This is a genomic window from Myxococcus faecalis, assembly GCF_050039385.1.
Classification (GTDB): Bacteria; Myxococcota; Myxococcia; order Myxococcales; family Myxococcaceae; genus Myxococcus; species Myxococcus fulvus.
On sequence record NZ_CP144336.1, the window covers coordinates 1,858,114 to 1,877,441 of the forward strand.

Below are 19,328 nucleotides of genomic sequence, written 5' to 3' on the forward strand. Positions count from 1 at the left end.
GCTCATCCTGCCATCCGAGGCCCGGGGCCGGTCCTGCTCTCCCGAGTACTCGTCATCCACAGGGCGGTCATCCCCGGCACGCGCCACGACGTCTCGACCCTCAGTGAATCCAGTGAGCAAGAGCCTGTCCCTCCGAATCGAACCTCTTCACTGGACAGTCCGATACGCCACCCTTCATCCCGTGGTGGGGCCAACAACGGCTCGGGGCAGGGAGACAGCTCCAGCTCGCTCCCCAGGTTGACGAGCAACAGCCGGTCCCCCTCCTGCTCGCCTCCCAGGTAGCGCAGCAGGAAGGCGCTCTCGGAGAGGACGGCCCCCATCAGCTGGCCGCCATCCTGTCGGGCGAGCACCGAATCCTCGCGGCGCAGGCGCAGGAGCTCCCGGTGCAGCGTGAGCGGCCCCGTGCGGCGCTCCCGCTCCGTCCAGTCGAGCTGGGAGCGGCGGAAGGCGCGCTCATCCACGTGCTCTTCGAACCCCTCGTGCTCGAGGGCGTGGCGCGCGCTCTCGAACTGGCCGATGAACGCGTCGCGGCCCTGGCGCACCACCGCCTGCAGCTCCGGCTTGTGGTCCACGAAGTAGTGGAACGGGGAGCTGGCGAACCACTCCTGGCCCATGAAGAACATGGGCGTCTGGGGCGACAAGAGCCACAGCATCGTGAGCACCCGCGCCCGGCGCTCGCCGCCGACGTGGTGCAGCCGGTGGCCTCCGAGCATGTTGGCCAGCTGGTCGTGGTTCTGGAGGTAGAAGACACACGCGCTCGCGGGCACGCGCCAGAGGGGACAGCCGCGGGCCTTCTTCTGCCAGCGGTAGTACTGGCCCTGATAGAGCGAGTTGCGCAGCACGCACGACAGGAGCTCCTGCGCGTTGCCGCGGTAGTCCTGCAGATACGCCTCCGCGCGCCCGGTGGCCGCGACGCGCGCCGAGTGGTGGAAGTCATCCACCCAGAGCCCATCCGCGCCCCATCCGCCGCGCGCGGGCGCGCGGACGCACAGCTCGTCCTGCGGCTCGTTCTCCGCGATGATGAGCACCCCGCGTCCGCCCGCCGCCTCGCGCGCCGCCTGGGTGATGACCTGGACGATGTGCCGGGGCCCGTCGTCGTAGAGGCTCTGCGTCGCGTCCAGGCGCAGGCCATCGAAGTGGTACTCGGCCATCCACGCGCAGGCGTTCTCGACGAAGAACTCGCGGCTGGGGCCCGCGTCCTCGCCGTCATCGAAGTTCGTCGGCTCGCCCCACTCGTTCTCGTACTTCTTCGTGAAGTAGCCGGGGGCGTACTGGGCCAGGTAGTTCCCGTCCGGTCCCAGGTGGTTGTAGACGACGTCCAGCACCACGCCGAGGCCCAGCCCGTGCGCGGCCTCCACGAAGGCCCGCAGCGACTCGGGGCGGCCGTAGGCGGGATGGGGCGCGAAGAGCTGCGCGCCGTCGTAGCCCCAGTTGAAGCGGCCGGGACAGGTGTGCAGCGGCATCAACTCCAGACAGGTGACGCCCAGCTCCGCGAGCAGGGGCAGCTTCTCGATGGCCGCCTCGTACGTGCCCTCGGGCGTGAAGGTGCCCAGGTGCAGCTCGTACAGCACCTGGCCTTGGATGGAGGCGAGCCCCTTCCAGTCTCCGTCGCGCCACGCGTGCGACCATGGGTCCACCACCTCGCTGTGTCCGTGCGGCCCGTCGGGCTGGAAGCGGGAGGCGGGGTCGGGGAACTCCTCGCGGTCATCGAGCCGGTACTTGTACCGCGCGCCCACCGGCGCGGGATGGACGCCCTCGAAGTAGCCTCGTGCGTCCCGGACGAGGGGCAGCGGACGCGACGCGCCCTGGACGGAGACCTCGACCATCCGGCGACGTGGCGCCCAGACGCGAAAATGCGTGCGGTCCTTCCCCTCGGGCCTGGCCCCCAACGTCCCTCGCCACGTCATGCCCTCGACCTCCCGCCATGCGCCGAACACGCGCTCGCGCGAACACACCGCCAGCAGTGACGGTAAGACGTGGCACCCGCAGCGGCGACGGACGGAGGACGCGCTGCGCCTGCTCGCCGACCCCACCCGGACGAAGGTGCCCGCCACGCCAGGGAGTGCCTCGCCGTCGCTTCACGACGTCCCGCGCGGGCCATGCCCTCACGAGGACGCATGGGGCCGGGCGGTCGAACGGGTGGACGCAGCCCTCGCGCGCCAGCGCACGAGCCACCCGCCCCCAAGGGATGGGCGGTCGGCCAGGCGGGAACACCGCGCACGCCTGGGACCGCCGCTTCCCGGGGCGCGGTGCGGTGGCTTCCTCGGGATTCAGCGCCCGGTGAGCGGCGCGGGAATCCGGTGCTGCTTCCAGGCGAGGACCTCCTCGAGCGTCTCGCCCGGGGCAATCTCCGTCCGCTCGAACACGGCGGCGCGGCTGAGCCGGGCCCCCGCGCCCACCTTCACCTCGGCGCCGAGCGACACACTCGCGCCCACGAGGACGCCCGCCGCGAGCGACACGCCTCGCTCGAAGAACGCGGGTCCCTCCACTCGCGCGCCGCGCACGTCCGCCTCCGGATGCGCCCACGACGCGCCCGGTCCACGCACCGTCCCCGCCAGCGGCGAGGCCGCGCCCAGCCACTCCAGCCGCACCTGCCCCGCGAGCACGTCACGCACCGTGGCCAGGTAGCGCGACGGCGTGCCCAGGTCGGACCAGTACCCATCCACGCGGACGCCGCGCACCACCTGCCCCGCCGACATCGCGCGCACGTAGACCTCGCGGTTGATGTCCTCGGGCCCCTCGGCCGTCATGAAGTCGAAGATGCGCGCAGACATCACGTGCACGCCGGTGAAGTGCCACGGCGTCAGGCCCTCGCCCCCGGGACCATGGCCCGCGATGCGCTGGACCTGCCCCGCGCCGTCCAGCTCCACCGCCGCGTACTTCTCCCCCTCCGGCATGGGCTGCAGCACCATGGTCGCCAGCGCACCGGACGCCTGGTGCATGGCGACCACCGGCCGCAGGTCCACCGGGTAGAGGATGTCGCCGTTGAAGACGAGGAAGTCCCCGTCGGAGAGGAAGTCCCTCAGGCCCCGGATGCCTCCGCCCGTGCCCTGGATGACGGGCTCGCGCACGACGTGCAGCGGAAGCCCCGCGCGAGCGCACTCCTCGCGCGCCACCGCCTCCATCGTGTCGGGCAGGTGGTGCGTGTTGATGCCCACCGCCGTCACGCCCGCGGACTTCAGCACCGCCAGGTGGTAGCGCAAGAGCGGCTGCCCCAACAGCGGCAGCGCCGGCTTGGGCCAGGCTTCCGTCAGCGGACGCAGCCGCGTGCCCAGCCCCGCGCAGAGGACCATCGCCTTCATCGTCGCCTCCCCTCCCCCGGTGCCCGACTCAGGCGGCCAGCTCCGGAACGTACTTCGCCACCAGCGCCTGCAACCGCGCGAGCTCCGGACGGTGCCGGAACGCCTCGCGCACGTAGCGCAGCGACGCCGGGATGGACACCAGGAAGCCCGGGTTGCCCTTGAAGCGATTGATGTACTCGAAGCGCCCCGCGTCCTTCAGCTTGCGCTGCACGGTGAGCAAATCGAAGAACGCCTTGAACGCCACCGGGTCGATGCGCTCGCCCGTCTCCTGCTGGAACGTGGCGATGTAGCGGTCCAGCATCGCGTCCACGAACGCGCGGTCCAGCTCCACGTAGCTGTCGCGCAGGAGCGCCACCAGGTCGTACTGGCGCGGGCCCTGGAGCGCGTCCTGGAAGTCGATGACCACCAGCTCGCCCTCCTTCACCATGATGTTGCGGCTCTGGTAGTCGCGGTGCGTGAAGCCTCGGGGCGCGGCGGCCAGTTGCTTCGCGATGTCGCGGAAGATGGCGTCCAGCTCGGCGCGCTCCTCGGCCGTGGGCATCTTGCCGCTCCACGCCTCCAGGCCCCACTCGCGGAAGTGGTGCAGCTCCCAGTCGTACAGGTCCTCGTCGAACGCGCGCGTGAAGGCCAGGCAGTCCGGGTCCTGGTGCTTCTCCGCCTGGGCGCGCAGCTTCGCCAGCAGGTCCACCGCGCGGGTGTAGAGCGCCTCGCGGTGCTTGCCGCCCTCCAGCGCGGACTCGAAGGTGATGTCGCTCAGGTCCTCGAGCACCATCATCCCCGCCGGCTCGTCGTAGCGCAGGATTCGCGGCACGCGCACGCCCAGCTTCTCCAGGTAGCGGTGCACGTTGACGAAGGGCAATTCCTTGGGCGGCTCACCCTTGGTGGCCTCCTCGCTCTTCTTCGTCGCGTCCAGCGGCATCTCCATCACCACCCAGCTCTCCGGGGGTGCGCCGACGCGGTAGTACGAGCGGTTGCTCGCGTCTCCCTTCAGCTTCTTGATGGGAGCCTGGGGAACGGGACGGCCAATGGCCTGTCCCACCTGGTCGCGCAGGGCGGCCTCGAGTTCCATATCGACGGGGTTCTCCAAATGGGGGTCTTCGAGAGGAAGATGGCCCGCGAGTATGGGAGGGGCGACTTTCCGCGTCAAAGGCCGGACGCGGCGGATGCCCCCTGGCCGCCCGGCCTGTCACGTACGCGACGGCGCCCACCCGCGTCCGTCGCGGCGCGTCGGAAGGCCGGCCGCCCCCAGACGGAGCAGGCCCGGACAGCGGCCTACCCCCCGGGACGGTGGGAGGAGCACAGCGGGGAAGGCCCCCGGGGAGCACACTGTTGCTCCCCGACGGGGGAGATGGTCTCCCGCTGTCGACCGGGCCGCGCGGGCGGCATATAAGACGCGCCGCGAACCCCCCTTTTTCTGGAAGCCGCGATGGACATCCACGACAACATCCTCACCGCGATTGGCAACACGCCGCTCGTCAAGCTCAACAAGCTCGTCGGTCCCAACGACGCGACGGTGCTCGTGAAGTGCGAGTTCATGAACCCCGGCGCGTCCATCAAGGACCGCATGGCGCTGTACATCATCGAGAAGGCCGAGCGGGAGGGGAAGCTCAAGCCCGGCGGCACCATCGTGGAGAACACGTCCGGCAACACCGGCATGGGCGTGGCGCTGGCGGCGGCGGTGAAGGGGTACAAGTGCATCTTCACCATGCCGGACAAGATGTCCCTGGAGAAGATCAACCGCCTGAAGGCGCTGGGCGCGCAGGTGGTGGTGACGCCGACGAACGTGCCGGCCGAGGACCCGCGCAGCTATTACGAGACGGCCAAGCGCCTGCACCGCGAGACGCCGGGCGCGTTCATGCTGAACCAGTACCACAACCCCGACAACATCGAGGCGCACTACTCCCTCACCGGCCCGGAGATCTTCGAGCAGACGGGCGGCAAGGTGGACTACTTCGTCTCCGGCCTGGGCACGGGCGGGACGATGAGCGGCGCCGGCAAGTTCCTCAAGGAGAAGATCCCCGGCCTGAAGAACGTGGGCGTGGACCCCGAGGGCTCCGTCTACGAGGGCTACTTCAAGACGGGCAAGCTGACCGAGCCGCACGTCTACAAGGTGGAGGGCATCGGCGAGGACATGCTGTGCGGTGCCATGGACTTCAAGGTCGTGGACGACGTGCGCCAGGTGGATGACCGCCAGTGCTTCGTCGCCGCCCGCCGCCTGGCGCGCGAGGAGGGCATCTTCGCGGGTGGCTCCTCCGGCGCCGCGGTGCACGTGGCCGTGCAGCTGGCGAAGGAAGTGGGCAAGGGGAAGACCATCGTCGTGGTGCTGCCCGACTCCGGCAGCAGCTACATCAGCAAGTTCCACTCGGACGAGTGGATGCGCGACAACGGCTTCGCCGAGGACAAGGGCACGGGCACCGTGCGCGACATCCTGGGCAGCAAGCAGCGCGACGTGAAGACGGCGCGCAAGGGCGACCGGGTGGACCAGGTCGTGGAGACGATGCGCGGCCATGGCATCAGCCAGATGCCGGTCGTGACCGAGGACGGCCGCGCGGTGGGCATGGTGCACGAGTACGATTTGCTCAACGCGCTGGTCGCCGGGAAGGTGAAGTTCGCCGACACCATCGACGCCATCGTCGCGCCGCTGCAGGGGGCGCTGTCGCTGGACACGAGCATCGCGCGGCTGCGTGAGGTGTTCGCGCAGGACAACGTGGCCGTCGTGAAGGAGGGCGAGAAGGTGGTCGCCATCGTCACGAAGATCGACCTCATCGACTTCCTGCACCGCACCGCGGCCTGACGCCGCGCCCTCGGGCGCCGACGTCGTTCACACAGAGGGCCTCTCACCGTTCGCCGGTGGGAGGCCCTTCGTGCTTCCAGGCAGGCCTCGTCAGCCGTTGCCGAGGCCGTTGTCGGGAGGCGGCTCGGGCTTGCGCTTCTTGAACTGTCGCTCGGGCGCCTCCCCATCGTCGTCCTCGCCATCGGGCGGATTCCACCGCAGGGCCAGGGGCGCGTAGCGACACGTCAGGTGTCTGCCCGCGAGCTGGTCCAGCGCCGTCAGCGGACGGCGGCAGTCCGAGCAGCGCTCCTCCTTCCGCTTCCGCTCGCGATGGGCGTAGACGGACTTCTGGCGGAGCACCTCGACGATGACGCCGTTGTGGTCGCTGTAGGCGTAGGCCTTGCCCTCGAGCTCGGTGAACTTGTCCGTCAGCCCGTGGAAGACAAATGCCGGGTTCGCCTTGGAGTCGTCCTCGTCGAACCCGAACACCTTGCCGTCGCGGACCACCGCCGTCATGTGCGGCGTGCACGCGATGTCGAAGTGCGTCTTGAAGGTGCTGTTCGTGCCGGAGATGCTGAACACGTTGTGCCCGCCGAAGCCGACGAGCTCCTGCTTGTCGTCGAGCACGCTCGACACCCAGTCCTCACCGCCGAGCTGATTCTTCAGGGTGCTCTTGACGAAGTCGCTCGTGGGTTGATTCGTGTCGCCCATCACCAGGTCGAGCTTCTCCTTCGTGGTGACGTTCTTGGCGTTGTTCGCCAGATACTTGATGACCCGCGTGCTGTCCTTGCAGATGGCGTTGGGCGTGTGCACGAACGCCATCAGCCAGCCCATGACCCGCAGGATGACGCAGCGGGCCTGCTCGTCCTTGTTGTCGTTGGACGTGAGCGTGTACGGGAACATCTCGATGTCGCTGTCGCGGAGGTTCAGGTCCTCGCGCAAGAGGACGGTGAAGCGGTGGCGTGAGTCCCCCGTGGGGTTCATCCCCGTGACGACCCGATAGCCCCCCACGGAGTTCACCCCCAGGTCCTTGAGCAGGTCCGTCGTGAAGGCCTCGCCCAACACGATGATGCCCGGCAGGCGCACGCTGGGGAGCTCGCCCCTGGAGCGCGTCCGGTTCATCACGCTCTTCGTGATGGTGTCGATGACGCCCTTCATGAAGCTCAACAGCAGCGCCTTGCCCTCGCCGGGCTCCTTGCGCTCCTTGTCGTAGCGGGACGAGAGGGCCTTCGACTCGACCTGGGTCGCGAACTGGATGGTCGACGAGGGGGAGGTCATCTTCTTCGCGACCAGGTCGTAGACGGGCGTCTGGAAGGTCAGCGTCTGGTTGTTGTCCAGGGGGTAGATCTCCCCCACGTTGGACTGCGCCCCGTGCTTGAACGAGTTGCCCATGAGCGCCGTCCCCAGGGAGTCCTCCTTCTTTCCGGTGGATTCCAAGGACTGGTAGACGATGATCATGTCGTGCTCCCCCCAAGGCCCGTGGCAGGCCAGACCGCGTGAGCCTAGCCGGGCGGTGTCCGCGCGGAAAGGCTGGGGCCGGTAGGCTCATTCATGTCCGAAAACCGCGAGCGTGCGGGCCACGCGGGTGACACTGTCCGGGGCATGGACCTGCTCGACACAGACGCCTGCTACCGCGCGCTCCAGTCGCGGGATGCCCGCTTCGACGGCCGACTCTTCGTCGGGGTGACATCCACGGGCATCTACTGCCGCCCAGTCTGCCCGGCCCGCACGCCGAGGAAGGAGAACTGCCGGTTCCACGCGTCGGCCGCCGCCGCGCAGGAGGAGGGCTTCCGGCCGTGCCTGCGCTGCCGCCCGGAGACGGCGCCGGACCTGGCCTCGTGGCGGGGCACGTCCAACACCGTGTCGCGCGCGCTCGCGCTCATCGCGGAGGGCGCGCTGGACGGCGGCGAGGCGGGCGTGGACGCGCTGGCGGAGCGGCTGGGCGTGGGAGACCGGCAGCTGCGCCGCCTGTTCAAGCAGCACCTGGGCGCGACGCCGGTGGCCGTGGCGCAGACGCGGCGCGTGCTCTTCGCCAAGCAGCTCATCCAGGAGACGCGCATGCCGCTGTCCCAGGTGGCGCTGGCCTCGGGCTTCGGCAGCATCCGCCGCTTCAACGAGACCTTCCAGGCGCTCTACCAGCGGGCGCCAGGCGCGCTGCGCCGCAAGAGCATGACCGAGCAGCCCGCGGACGCGGGCGTGACGCTGCGGCTGCGCTACCGGCCCCCGTATGACTGGGCCGCGATGCTCGCCTATCTCTCCGCGCGCGCCATCGAGGGCGTGGAGCGAGTGCACGGCGCAAGCTACCAGCGCACCGTGTCCCAGGACGGCGCCGTGGGGACGGTGGAGGTATCCCACGAGCCGGGGCGCAACAACCTGGTGGTGTGCATCCGCTTCGCGCGCGTGCAATCGCTGCCGGCCATCGTCGCGCGCGTGCGGCGCGTGTTCGACGTGGGCGCGGACATCGAGGCGATTGGCGAGCACCTGTCGAAGGACCCGTTCCTCGCGGGCCTCGTGGCGCAGCGGCCCGGCCTCCGGGCTCCGGGCGCCTGGGACGGGTTCGAGCTGGCGGTGCGCGCCATCCTCGGACAACAGGTCTCGGTGGAGGCGGCGCGCGGGCTCGCGGGGCGACTGGTGACGCTGTGCTGTGAGGGGCCCGTGGAGGGATTGCCCTCGGGGCTGACGCGGGTGTTCCCGTCACCGGAGCGCGTGGCCCACGCGGACCTGGGCGCGCTGGGCATGCCGTCCGCGCGCAAGGCGGCCCTCAAGGCCATGGCCGAGGCGGCGCTGGCGGACCCGCTGTTGTTCCAGCCGTTCGGCACCGTCGAGGAGGGCATCGCCCGGCTGCGCTCCATCCGCGGCGTGGGCGAGTGGACCGCGCAGTACATCGCCCTGCGCGCGCTGCGCGAGACGGACGCGTTCCCCGCGAGCGACGTGGCGCTCCTGAGGAGCGCGGCCACGGACGAAGGCGCGCGACCCACGCCCGAGGCGCTGCTGCGACGCGCGGAGCCCTGGCGGCCCTGGCGGGCCTACGCCGCGCAACACCTGTGGGCCGCGGATCCGGGTCCGCGCCCTCGCCTTCCGGAGGTGCGCCATGGCTGAGACGACGGCACGATTCCTCATCGACAGGACGGACACGCCCATCGGCGAGCTGGTCATCATCGCGGACCGCGAGGGCCACCTGCGCGCCGTGGACTGGACGGAGCACGAGGCGCGCATGCTCCAGTTGCTGCGCCTGCACTACGGCGAGAAGGGGTATACGCTGGAGGAGGCGCGCGACCCGGGCGGGCTCACCGGCACGATGCGCGCGTATTTCTCCGGCAGGCTCGACGTCATCGACACGCTGCCCGTGAGGACCGCGGGCACCGACTTCCAGCGCGAGGTGTGGGCCGCGCTGCGCTCGATTCCGTGTGGGAGCACCGTCTCCTACTCGGAGCTCGCGCGCAGAATCGGTCGGCCCGCGGCGGTGCGGGCGGTGGGACTGGCCAATGGAGCGAACCCCGTGGGCATCGTCGTGCCGTGTCATCGCGTGGTGGGCGCCAATGGCTCGCTCACGGGTTATGGAGGTGGCATCCAGCGCAAGCGCTGGTTACTCAGCCACGAGTCCAGGGCCCTGCCCCTCTTGAAGTCCTGACGTCGACGCGGGCCCACTCCCCCACACCCCTCGAGGACCACCCCATGCCTGTCGCGCCTTCCGATTCGATTCGAGCCTTCCGCCAGCTGCACGAGGCGGGGCTGTTGTTGCTGGTCAACGCATGGGACGCGGGCAGCGCGCGCGTCATGGAGAGCCTGGGTGCCAAGGCGCTCGCCACCACGAGCGCGGGGGTGGCGTGGGCCCAGGGGTACCCGGACGGAGACGCGCTGCCGGTGAGCCGGTTGCTCGACACCGTGGCCTCCATCGCGCGCGTGGTGAAGGTGCCGCTGACGGTGGACATGGAGGGCGGTTACTCGGACGACCCGAAGGCGGTGGGTGAGGTGGCGCTCGGCGTGCTCGACGCGGGGGGCGTGGGCATCAACCTGGAGGACGGCTCCGGGAGCGCGGACCTCTTGTGCGCGAAGATTGAGGCGGTGAAGCGCGCGGTGGCCGGGCGCGGGCTGGACCTGTTCATCAACGCGCGCACGGATGTGTTCCTGAAGGGCATCGGTCCGGCGGACAAGCGCGTGGAGGAGACGCTGTCGCGGGCGCGGCGCTACAAGGCGGCGGGCGCGGACGGGCTCTTCGTGCCGGGCTTGAAGACGCCCGCGGAAATCAAGGTCGTGACATCCGAGGCGGGGTTGCCGGTGAACCTCATGGCGATGGCGGGGCTGCCCGCCGCGTCGGAGCTCGCCACGCTCGGCGTGCGCCGCGTCAGCGCCGGCGCCGGCATGGCCCAGTCCATCCTCGGCCGCGTGGCCGCGCTCTCCACGGAGTTCCTGCGAGACGGCGCCGCCGCCCCCGCTCCGGAGGCGGGCATCTCCTATCCGGTGCTCAACAAGCTGATGGCGGAGCGCTGAGCACCGACGCGGGGTGCCCACCCGAGCCCCCGCATGTCAGCACCGGAGCGCGCCCTACTTCGCCTCGGGCCGCCGGGCGAACAGCGCGTTGGCGACCTCCGTCATCACCACCTCGCCGTGCTGGTTGCGCACCTCGAAGCGGAACTTGATGGCGCCCCGGTCCGCCTTGCTGCGCGACGGCGTGGTGGAGAGCACCTCGAAGCGCGCGGTGAGCGCGTCACCGGGACGCACGGGCTTGAGCCAGCGCAGCTCGTCCAGGCCCGGTGAACCCAGGCTCGCGGTCTTGCTCAACAGGTGCTCCACCGCCAGCTTGTGGCAGATGGACGCGGTGTGCCACCCGCTGGCGATGAGTCCTCCGAAGATGCCCTCGCGCCCACCCTCGTCGCTCAGGTGGAAGGGCTGCGGGTCGAACTGCTTCGCGAAGGCGATGATCTCCTCGCGGGAGACCACGTAGGGGCCGGCCTCACTCGCCTCGCCGGGTTGGAAGTCGTCGAAGTAGCGCATGACCTCTTCCATAGGCCGCTCGACGTGCCGCGGCAACGCCTTGCGTCCCCTCCTCGCCCATCACATCGATTGCTCGATTTTCTCATTAAGTGCGCTTCATGACAGACTGGCGGGGCCTCATCCCGACATCACCAAGGAGACACGGATGTTCGCGAAGCTCGAGCGCCAGCGGTCCCTGTTCATGTTGCTGTGCACCCTGCTCGTGGTGGGGCTCGCCGCCCTGTCCACGGGGGAGACCTCCGCCGCGCTCGTCCAGGACATGGGCGAGACGACCTGTGAGGAGACGGTGAGCCTGCCGCCCTCGGACATGACGCTCGCCACCAGCGAGCACTCCAACGCGGCCTGTCGCCCCACGTGCGTGGGCCCGTGCTGGTTCTGTCTGCTGGGTGTCTGTGAAAACCGCTGCATGTAGCCCTGGATTGATTCGTCCGATGTTTCGGCGCGACGCGCTCTGCAGGCTCACGCGCGAGCGCCCGTGGGCAACCGCGGTGGGGCTCATATGAGGAGCCTCTCGCCCCTCCAGTACAACAGGAGGAGCACCGCTGAGGAGTGAGGGGGCGCGGGCCATTCGAAGCCCGCGCCCCTTCAAGGACGGGGAAGGAAGGCCCCTCCCGCCACCTCGAACGCCGGCTCCTGGCCGAGCCCGCCCGACACCGCCGTCATCAACCGGTGTCCGAAATGCGGCGCCCTCGCCAGGCCCCCCAGCGCCCGACAATGCCGCGCCTGTCCCCACACCGGGCGCGAGACGCGTCACTGCCCTGGGGCGTATCGTTCACCGGCACCCGGGTAGGACACGGAGAGAACCCATCTCTCCGAGATTACCTGGCGCGTAGGGCGCTAGACTTCGGGCCCTATCTCGCCAGGAGGAATCGAATGGGTGTCAGGACATGGCTGGCCGCGCTGGGCGTCACCTTCGCGGGGCTGGGCTGTGGCTCGGATGGAGCGCGCGGCGCCGAGGGACTCCAGGGGCCGCAGGGCCCTCAAGGTCCCCAGGGGCCGAGTGGCACCGGCTGGGAGGTGGGCGAGGGGCTGGCGTTGGAAGGCAACGTCCTGCGGGTGCGCTACGACGGCGCCAACGCGCCGGTGCCGACCAGCGACCCGAGACTCACGGATGCGCGAGCGCCCCTGGCGGGCAGCGCGCACTACGTGCAGAACACCACCGCCGCGCAGACGGGCTCCTTCGCGCTCACGGGCTCGGGCACCACCCACGGGCAGCTGTCGACGCGCTCGGACCTGCTCGTCGACGCGGCCTCCACCGTCGAGTCGCCGGGTCCGCTGCTCAGGGTGCTGAACACCACGTCGGCGGGCGCGAGCTGGAAGCAGTTCCCGGTCTTCACCGTGGACTCGGCGGGAGGCCTGGTGGCGAGCGGCGAGGTGGACAAGGGGCTATTGCCGGTGTCGGGCGCGGGCACCCGGCTGATGTGGGCGCCGGGCCTCGCGGCGTTCCGCGCGGGCTACACGGAGACGCAGTGGGACGACGGCAGCGTCGGCAACTTCTCCTGGGCGGGTGGCTATCGCTCGCTGGCCAAGGGGGCCGCGTCGTTCGCCATGGGGAAGGACAACGTGGCGCGCGGTGACAGCTCCATCGCGCTGGGCGCAGGGAACACCACCAGCGAGGTGGGCGGCATCGCGATGGGGAGCGGCAACAACGTCACCGGACTCTCCGCCATCGGGCTCGGCACCGGGAACACGGTCTCGGGCCGCGGCGCGCTGGCGATTGGCGCAAGCGTCCAGGCCACCGGCAACTACAGCTTCGCGCTCGGACAGGATGTGTCGACGAACGGGAAGACGGGCGCGTTCATCTGGGGAGACCGCTCCGGCGTGAGCACGGCCAGCATCGTCAACGACAACCAGTTCATGGTCCGCGCCGCGGGCGGTGTCATGTTCTACACGAGCGCCAACCTGGGCTCGCGCTGCGAGCTGCGCACGAACTCCGCGGGGTGGGAGTGCTCGTCGGACCGGAACCTGAAGGAGGACTTCCGCCAGGTCGACGGCGAGGCGCTGCTGACGAAGGTCGCCAGGCTGCCCATCTCCACCTGGCGCTTCAAGGGCGAGGCAAGCGAGGTGCGTCACCTGGGTCCGGTGGCGCAGGACTTCCACGCGGCCTTCGGCCTGGGCGCGGGGGACAAGACCATCGGACAGCTGGACATGGACGGCGTCAACCTGGCCGCCATCCAGGCGCTGGAGGTCCGCACGCGCGAGCTGCGAGAGAAGACCGCGGAGGTCGATGCGCTCAAGAGCGAGCTCGCCGAGCTCAAGCGCGGCCTGTCCCGACTGGAAGCCGCCATCCAGGCGAAGGACTCGCGGCACTGATGAGGTGAAGGCTCGCCACGGCGCACGCTCCGCCGTGGCGAGGGCTCAGGCGCTACGGGACCTCCTCCGCACTGAGCACGGGCGGCTCGGGCGCATCCGCCACGTCCTCCAGCCGGTCCGCGGGAGGCAGCGGAGGCCGGGCCCGCAGGCTCTCCGGCATGCGGGCCGGGTCGTCGACGGGACCGGGCACTGTCTCCATCGCTTCGAGCTTCGTCGTCGTCATCCACGTCGTCGGCAGCGTCTTCGTGAGCGTGAGGGTGTCGCGCACGGTGCCCGTGGAGGTGATGAGCCGCGCCGTCAATGTGCCGCCATCCACGATGACATCCATGAAGCCGTACACCTGGTTGTCGCGCAGCGCCGTCCACGAGGGCTGGCTGCTCGGGAAGGAGCGCAGCGTCGCGCCGCCGCTGCCGACCACGACGTAGGGGATGCCGCGCGTGCCCGACGGCGCCACCGCGTCGCCCTTCATCGGCTTGCTGCGCTCGTAGTTGTGGTCATGCCCCGTGAGCACCAGGTCCACGCCGTGCTTCTCGAACATCGGCGCGTAGGCGCGGCGCACGGTGAGCTGGGAGCCATGCTCGCCGCTGGACCAGGCCGGGTGGTGGAAGAAGACGACCTTCCACGGAAGCTTGCTCGCCGCCAGGTCCTGCTCGGCCCACGCCTGCTGCGCGGATGCCGAGCACCGGTCCGAGGACGCCATGCCGATGGCGCAGTTGGAGTCGAGCGCCACGAAGTGCACGTTGCCCCAATCGAACGAGTAGTAGCGCTCGCTCTTGGCGGGGTTGTTCGCCGGCAGGTAGAAGTTGTCGAGGTAGGGCTGGCCCTGGCTCGTCACGTACTCGTGATTGCCCAGCACGGGGAACACCGGCACCTCGCGCAGCAGCGCGGCCATGGGCTTGAACATCCGGTCCTGGAACTCCTGGTCCGTGCCGGAGGAGTAGGCGTTGTCCCCCAGCGCGACGAGGAACTCCCCGCGCCACTCGGGCTTGTTCATCACCGCCATCACCTTCGACTGCGCGGAGCCGCCCGTGCCGAAGTCCCCCATCGTCGTGAAGCGCACGCGCGGCGTCCCCGGAGCCGACGCCGTGCGGAACGTCCGCAGCCCCGTGACGGAGCCGCACGCCTCCACGCTGTACCCATAGGACTGTCCCGGCCGCAGTCCCTCCAGCTTCACCGCGTGACGCCAGCCCGCGACGATGGCCGTCGCCGTGCGCGCCAGCAGCGAGCCGTCACCGAAGCGCACGAAGGGCGTACACGACACGCCCGAGCGGAACGCGATGATGGCGCTCGTGGGCCCCACGCTCTGGAGGTACGGCAGGCGCGGCAGCACGGGCCCCGAGTCCGCCGTGGGCGCGGGCGGCACCGTGCGCTCACCACACGCTCGCGCCTCGGTGATGGAGGCCCAGTCGTTCACCGTGTTCCCGTTCACGGTGACGCGCACGTAGCGCGCCTGACGCGCGCTGAACGCATACGTCTGCGCCTGCGTGTTCAGCGCACTGTCTCCCGCGAGGGCCTGGGTGAAGCTCACGCCGTCCACGGACGTGGAGAGGACGAAGTGGTTCTGTCGTTCGTTGCCGCGGTGCCACGCCACGGTGACGCCCGCCACGGACTGCGACGAGCCCAGGTCCATCGTGAGGAACGCGCCCACGCCCGGCCCGCTCCAGCGCGTCGACACGTCATCGTCCTGCGAGTTCGCGGCGACGCTGCCAGCACCGTCATCGCCACTCGCCGTCGCCAGCTGCGTGGTGAGGATGCGGCAGTCGGGCGCCGTCAGCGGAGTCCCGGCGACGTCGGAGGCCTCGGGAGCGGGCGTCTCGACGGGCGCGGACTTGTCGGGAGAAGAGAGGGGCTCGTCACAGCCGGAGACGGCCGAACACAGCACGCCCAGCAGGCAAGCGGAGAGAATCGGTCGGTTGCTCATGGTCGGCCCCCAATCGACCCGCACCGCTGAACATTCCGATACCCGACAGTCGCGCATCCTCCCAGGCGGCTGGGCAGCCGAGCGCGAGCCACGGCCGTCAGGGCGCGCACGGACGAAGGGCCTCCATGCGCCCCACGAAGAGGGAGCAAGGAGGCCCTGGGTCAGCGGCCTGCTGGTCGGGGATGCGGGCTACTTCGCCGCGTCGAGCGCCTGGGCCAGGTCATCGATGAGGTCCCGCGCGTCCTCGATGCCCACGGACAGGCGGATGAAGCCGTCGGCGATGCCGAGCTTCTCGCGCGTCTCCTTGGGCACGGAGGCGTGGGTCATGATGGCCGGGTGCTCGATGAGGGACTCGACGCCGCCGAGCGACTCCGCGCAGGCGAAGACCTTCACCGTCTTGAGGAAGGTGCGCGCCGCCTCCAGGCCGCCGTGGATGTCGAACGTCAGCATGCCGCCGAAGCCCGTCATCTGCTGCTTGGCGAGCGCGTGCTGCGGGTGCGTCTCCAGGCCCGGGTAGGTGACCTTCTTCACCTTCGGGTGCGTGGCCAGGTACTGGGCCACCTTCATCGCGTTGTGCGCGTGGCGGTCCATGCGGACGTGGAGCGTCTTCACGCCACGCAGCACGAGGAAGCTGTCGAACGCGCCGGACACGCCGCCCACCGCGTTCTGGAGGAAGTACATCCGCTCGGCGACGTCATCGCGGCTGGTGCAGACGAAGCCGCCCACCACGTCGCTGTGGCCGTTGAGGTACTTGGTGGTGGAGTGCGCCACCACGTCGAAGCCGAGGTCCAGCGGACGCTGGAAGTACGGCGTCATGAACGTGTTGTCGGCGACGGCGAGGATGCTGTGCTTCTTGGCGACCTGGGCGATGGCGGCCAGGTCGATGAGCTTGAGCATCGGGTTGGTGGGCGTCTCCACCCACACCATCTTCGTCTTCGGGGTAATCGCCTTCTCGAAGGCGCCCGGCTGGGACAGGTCGACGAAGGAGAAGTTCAAGCCGCAGCGCTTGTAGACCTTGTCGAACAGGCGGAAGGTGCCGCCGTACACGTCGTCGGAGACGATGACGTGGTCACCGTGATCCAACATGTGCATCAGCATGTCGGTGCCCGCGAGGCCGGAGGCGAAGGCGGCGCCGTACTTCGCGCCCTCGAGCGCGGCCAGGCAGTCCTGGAGCGCCTTGCGGGTGGGGTTCTGCGTACGGCTGTACTCGTAGCCCTTGTGTTCCCCCGGCCCGTCCTGGACGTAGGTGGAGGTCAGGTAGACGGGGGTCATGATGGCGCCCGTCGTGGGGTCCGGCTCCTGGCCGGCATGAATGGCGAGGGTGTCGAAGCGCATGGCGGGGGGACTAACACAGGCCCCCGGGCCGTGCATCAGCACCTCCGCATTACTCGAACTTCCCGTGCCGCCCGGCCCCCTTCGCGAAGCGGGTGGCCCCCGGGACGGACTCGGACTCCAGCACCTTGACGCCCCGGATGAACTCCTGACGCAGTGCTTCTTCCTGGGAGAGGCCCCCCTGGGCGTAGGCCGAGGCGCGGTCCGCGTTCATGCAGGCCTGGGGGAAGGCGGCCACCTCCCGGGCGAGCGCCTCCGCGGCCTCCCGGGCCTGACCCTTGGGGACGACGCGGTTGACCAGCCCCATGCCCAGCGCCTCCTGGGCGGACACGGGGCGGCCGGTGAGGATGAGGTCCAGGGCCCGGGACAACCCGATGAGCCGGGGCAGGCGCACGGTGCCGCCGTCGATGAGCGGCACGCCCCAGCGCCGGCAGAAGACGCCGAGCACCGCGTCCTCCTCGACGACGCGCAGGTCACACCACAGCGCGAGTTCCAGGCCCCCGGCGACGGCGTGGCCGCTGATGGCCGCGATGACGGGCTTGCCCAGCACCATGCGCGAGGGGCCCATGGGACCGTCGCCGTCCATCTGGAGACGCGGCATGCGGCCTTCGGAGACGGCCTTGAGGTCCGCGCCCGCGCAGAAGGTGCCTCCGTCGCCGTGGAGGACGCCGACTCGCGACTCCGTGTCCGCGTCGAACGCGCGGAAGGCGTCCGCGAGGAGCTGCGCTGTGGCACCGTCCACGGCGTTGCGCACCTCGGGACGGTGGAGGACGACGGTGGTGACGGGGCCGTTCTTCTCGGTGCGCACGCTCATGGCGCGGAGTCTTCTCCGCGCGCTGCCGCACCGCAATCACCTCGGCGCGCGGACGCCCCCTGCGCTCTGCGAGGACGCATTGAGGCGAGGGTGATGGCGCAACCACATGCTCACGGCCACAAGGCTTCTGCCTTCGCGGCCCCACCGCCATCACCTCGGCGCGTGCGCGTCCTCCCCTCCCCTGTCCGAGGACGCCTCGCGGATGAGCCGCGCCACCGCGCGCAAATCCTCGACGAACGCCTCGCGCTGCCGCTCCCGGGCCTCCGAGTCCGGCGCTCGCAGGATGGACGAGGGGTGCACCGTGGGCACGACGATGGGCGCCCACGCGGAGGGAATCGGCTGCCCTCGCTGCTGCGTCACGCGGAAGTCCTTGCCGAGCAGCGCCTGCGCCGCGGTGGCCCCCAGGCACACGAGGATGTCGGGGCGGAACACCTGTATCTCCGCCTCGAGCCACGGCAGGCACGCGCGCACCTCGGTGGTGTTGGGCTTCGCGTGGATGCGGCGCTTGCCGTCCCCCGTCCACTTGAAGTGCTTCACCGTGTTGGTGACATACGCCTGCGAGCGGTCGATGCCGGCCTCCTCCAGCGCCTCGTCCAGCAGCCTGCCGGACGGCCCCACGAAGGGCCTGCCCTCACGGTCCTCCTGGTCTCCAGGCTGCTCGCCCACCAGCATCACCCTGGGGCCTGGACCGGGCCTCCCCACCGGCTCGCCGAACACGGTCTGCGTCCCCGTCTTCCACAAGGGACACGCCTGACAGCCCGAAGCGGCTTCTCGGAGCTTGTCGTACGTCGGAGACTCAGGGATGAGTGGGGCCGCGGTGGTCTGGACGGAGGGACGCTTGGGCATGGCTGACCCACAAGGTATTCACGGCAACGGCGGCGACGACGCGGCACCCCAGGCGGAGGCCGGCATGTTCGCCAACCGGCTGCGCAAGGGCTCGAAGCACTTCCGCAGGTGGGCTCGCGCCCAGGGGCTGACGGCCTTCCGCGTCTATGACCGGGACATTCCCGAGTACCCCTACGCGGTCGACATCTACGGCGACTGCGTGCACGTCACCGAGTACCCACGCCGCAAGGCCCTCAAGTCCGGCACCGCGGAGACGCAGCGCGAGGAGGTCCTCGCCGCGGTGACCCAGGTGCTCGAGACGCCCGCCGAGCGCGTCTTCGTCAAGACGCACACGCCCCAGCCCTGGGGCCGCGCGCAGTATGGCCGCGTGGGCGAGGGCAGCGGTCGGCTCGTCGTCGAGGAGCGCGGCCTGAAGTTCTGGGTCAACCTGGGCGACTACCTGGACACCGGCCTCTTCATGGACCACCGCGACACACGCCAGCGCGTGCGCGAGGAGGTCCGGGGCAAGCGCTTCCTCAACCTCTTCGCGTACACGGGCGCGTTCACCGTCTACGCCGCCGCCGGCGGCGCCGCGAGCACCGTGACGGTGGACCTGTCCAACACGTACCTCGACTGGGCCGAGGACAACCTGGACCTCAATGGCCTCGCGGACGCGCGCCACGAGCTGGTCCGCGGCGACGCCAAGGCCTGGGTGGAAGCCCAGGCCCGAGGCCCCGAGCGCTTCGACCTCATCGTCTGCGACCCGCCCTCCTTCTCCACGTCGAAGAAGATGACGGGCTCTTTCAACGTGCAGCGCGACCACGTGCGCATGCTGGACGCGCTCCGGACGCTGCTGTCCCCCGGAGGCGTCCTCTACTTCTCCAACAACTTCCTCGGCTTCCAACTGGACGCCAAGGCGACGCGCGGCTGGAAGTCCGTGGAGGAGCTCACGCCCGGCTCCATCCCCGAGGACTTCCAGCGCAAGGACATCCACCGCTGCTGGCGGATGGTGGCGCCCTGACGAAGCGAGGGCGCCACCCGGGACGTCACCTG

General features: G+C 70.1%; 16 protein-coding genes. 7 read left to right on the forward strand and 9 right to left on the reverse strand.

Translation table 11 applies throughout. From position 1 onward, the window contains the following. Positions 1-2: 2 nt before the first annotated feature. From treZ to VZQ01_RS07060, 3 genes are all read right to left on the reverse strand, one after another. On the reverse strand, positions 3-1,907 hold the full coding sequence (gene treZ / locus VZQ01_RS07050) for a malto-oligosyltrehalose trehalohydrolase (RefSeq protein ID WP_426747296.1): 1,905 nt from the start codon (positions 1,905-1,907) through the stop codon (positions 3-5). 363 nt (positions 1,908-2,270) lie between these two features. Continuing rightward, entirely contained in the window at positions 2,271-3,302 is a 1,032-nt protein-coding gene (locus VZQ01_RS07055; RefSeq protein WP_426747299.1) for a nucleotidyltransferase family protein, read from the reverse strand. A 28-nt stretch (positions 3,303-3,330) separates the two neighbouring features. Beyond that, a complete protein-coding gene (locus VZQ01_RS07060; RefSeq protein WP_426747301.1) occupies positions 3,331-4,371 on the reverse strand; it encodes an aminoglycoside phosphotransferase family protein in 1,041 nt (346 codons plus the stop codon). 357 nt (positions 4,372-4,728) lie between these two features. Here VZQ01_RS07060 and VZQ01_RS07065 point away from each other — a divergent pair, with 357 nt between their 5' ends. Continuing rightward, the gene (locus tag VZQ01_RS07065; protein ID WP_223750630.1) at positions 4,729-6,096 is read left to right on the forward strand and encodes a pyridoxal-phosphate dependent enzyme; all 1,368 of its coding nucleotides are present in this window, start codon (positions 4,729-4,731) and stop codon (positions 6,094-6,096) included. 90 nt (positions 6,097-6,186) lie between these two features. On the opposite strand, the gene VZQ01_RS07070 is transcribed toward VZQ01_RS07065, so the two are convergent. Next, the gene (locus VZQ01_RS07070; RefSeq protein ID WP_426747303.1) at positions 6,187-7,533 is read right to left on the reverse strand and encodes a hypothetical protein; all 1,347 of its coding nucleotides are present in this window, start codon (positions 7,531-7,533) and stop codon (positions 6,187-6,189) included. Between the two features lie 144 nt (positions 7,534-7,677). On the opposite strand from VZQ01_RS07070, the gene VZQ01_RS07075 reads away from it, so the two are divergent. Genes VZQ01_RS07075 through VZQ01_RS07085 form a run of 3 tightly spaced genes read left to right on the forward strand, consistent with a single transcriptional unit; the run spans position 7,678 to position 10,566 of the window. After that, a complete protein-coding gene (locus VZQ01_RS07075) occupies positions 7,678-9,174 on the forward strand; it encodes an AlkA N-terminal domain-containing protein (RefSeq protein ID WP_426748937.1) in 1,497 nt (498 codons plus the stop codon). Beyond that, complete coding sequence (gene ogt / locus VZQ01_RS07080) at positions 9,167-9,706, forward strand: methylated-DNA--[protein]-cysteine S-methyltransferase (protein WP_223784935.1); 540 nt, start codon at positions 9,167-9,169, stop codon at positions 9,704-9,706. The genes VZQ01_RS07075 and ogt overlap by 8 nt, the downstream gene beginning before the upstream one ends. A 44-nt stretch (positions 9,707-9,750) precedes the next feature. Next, entirely contained in the window at positions 9,751-10,566 is an 816-nt protein-coding gene (locus tag VZQ01_RS07085; protein ID WP_426747305.1) for an isocitrate lyase/PEP mutase family protein, read from the forward strand. Positions 10,567-10,620: 54 nt separating this feature from the next. On the opposite strand, the gene VZQ01_RS07090 is transcribed toward VZQ01_RS07085, so the two are convergent. After that, entirely contained in the window at positions 10,621-11,070 is a 450-nt protein-coding gene (locus VZQ01_RS07090; RefSeq protein ID WP_223750646.1) for a MaoC family dehydratase, read from the reverse strand. 145 nt (positions 11,071-11,215) lie between these two features. Between VZQ01_RS07090 and VZQ01_RS07095 the strand changes: the two genes are divergently transcribed. Both VZQ01_RS07095 and VZQ01_RS07100 read left to right on the forward strand, forming a co-directional pair. Beyond that, positions 11,216-11,482 carry a hypothetical protein gene (locus VZQ01_RS07095; protein ID WP_408891177.1) on the forward strand — a complete coding sequence of 89 codons (267 nt, stop codon included), beginning with the start codon at positions 11,216-11,218 and terminating at the stop codon, positions 11,480-11,482. A 461-nt stretch (positions 11,483-11,943) separates the two neighbouring features. Continuing rightward, positions 11,944-13,383: a tail fiber domain-containing protein gene (locus tag VZQ01_RS07100; RefSeq protein ID WP_223750625.1), complete on the forward strand. Its 1,440-nt coding sequence runs from the start codon at positions 11,944-11,946 to the stop codon at positions 13,381-13,383. A gap of 52 nt (positions 13,384-13,435) precedes the next feature. On the opposite strand, the gene VZQ01_RS07105 is transcribed toward VZQ01_RS07100, so the two are convergent. The 4 genes from VZQ01_RS07105 to VZQ01_RS07120 form a co-directional block, all read right to left on the reverse strand. Then, positions 13,436-15,304, reverse strand: a complete 1,869-nt coding sequence (locus VZQ01_RS07105) for a metallophosphoesterase (RefSeq protein WP_223750624.1) — start codon at positions 15,302-15,304, stop codon at positions 13,436-13,438. Between the two features lie 189 nt (positions 15,305-15,493). After that, on the reverse strand, positions 15,494-16,639 hold the full coding sequence (locus VZQ01_RS07110; RefSeq protein WP_267697180.1) for a cystathionine gamma-synthase: 1,146 nt from the start codon (positions 16,637-16,639) through the stop codon (positions 15,494-15,496). 49 nt (positions 16,640-16,688) lie between these two features. Next, a complete protein-coding gene (locus VZQ01_RS07115; RefSeq protein WP_426747308.1) occupies positions 16,689-17,450 on the reverse strand; it encodes a crotonase/enoyl-CoA hydratase family protein in 762 nt (253 codons plus the stop codon). Positions 17,451-17,600: 150 nt separating this feature from the next. Beyond that, entirely contained in the window at positions 17,601-18,296 is a 696-nt protein-coding gene (locus VZQ01_RS07120) for a UdgX family uracil-DNA binding protein (protein ID WP_426747310.1), read from the reverse strand. On the opposite strand from VZQ01_RS07120, the gene VZQ01_RS07125 reads away from it, so the two are divergent. Continuing rightward, positions 18,295-19,296 (forward strand): class I SAM-dependent methyltransferase, encoded by a 1,002-nt coding sequence (locus VZQ01_RS07125; RefSeq protein ID WP_370640424.1) that lies wholly within the window; start codon positions 18,295-18,297, stop codon positions 19,294-19,296. The genes VZQ01_RS07120 and VZQ01_RS07125 overlap by 2 nt on opposite strands. The last annotated feature ends 32 nt before the right edge of the window (positions 19,297-19,328 follow it).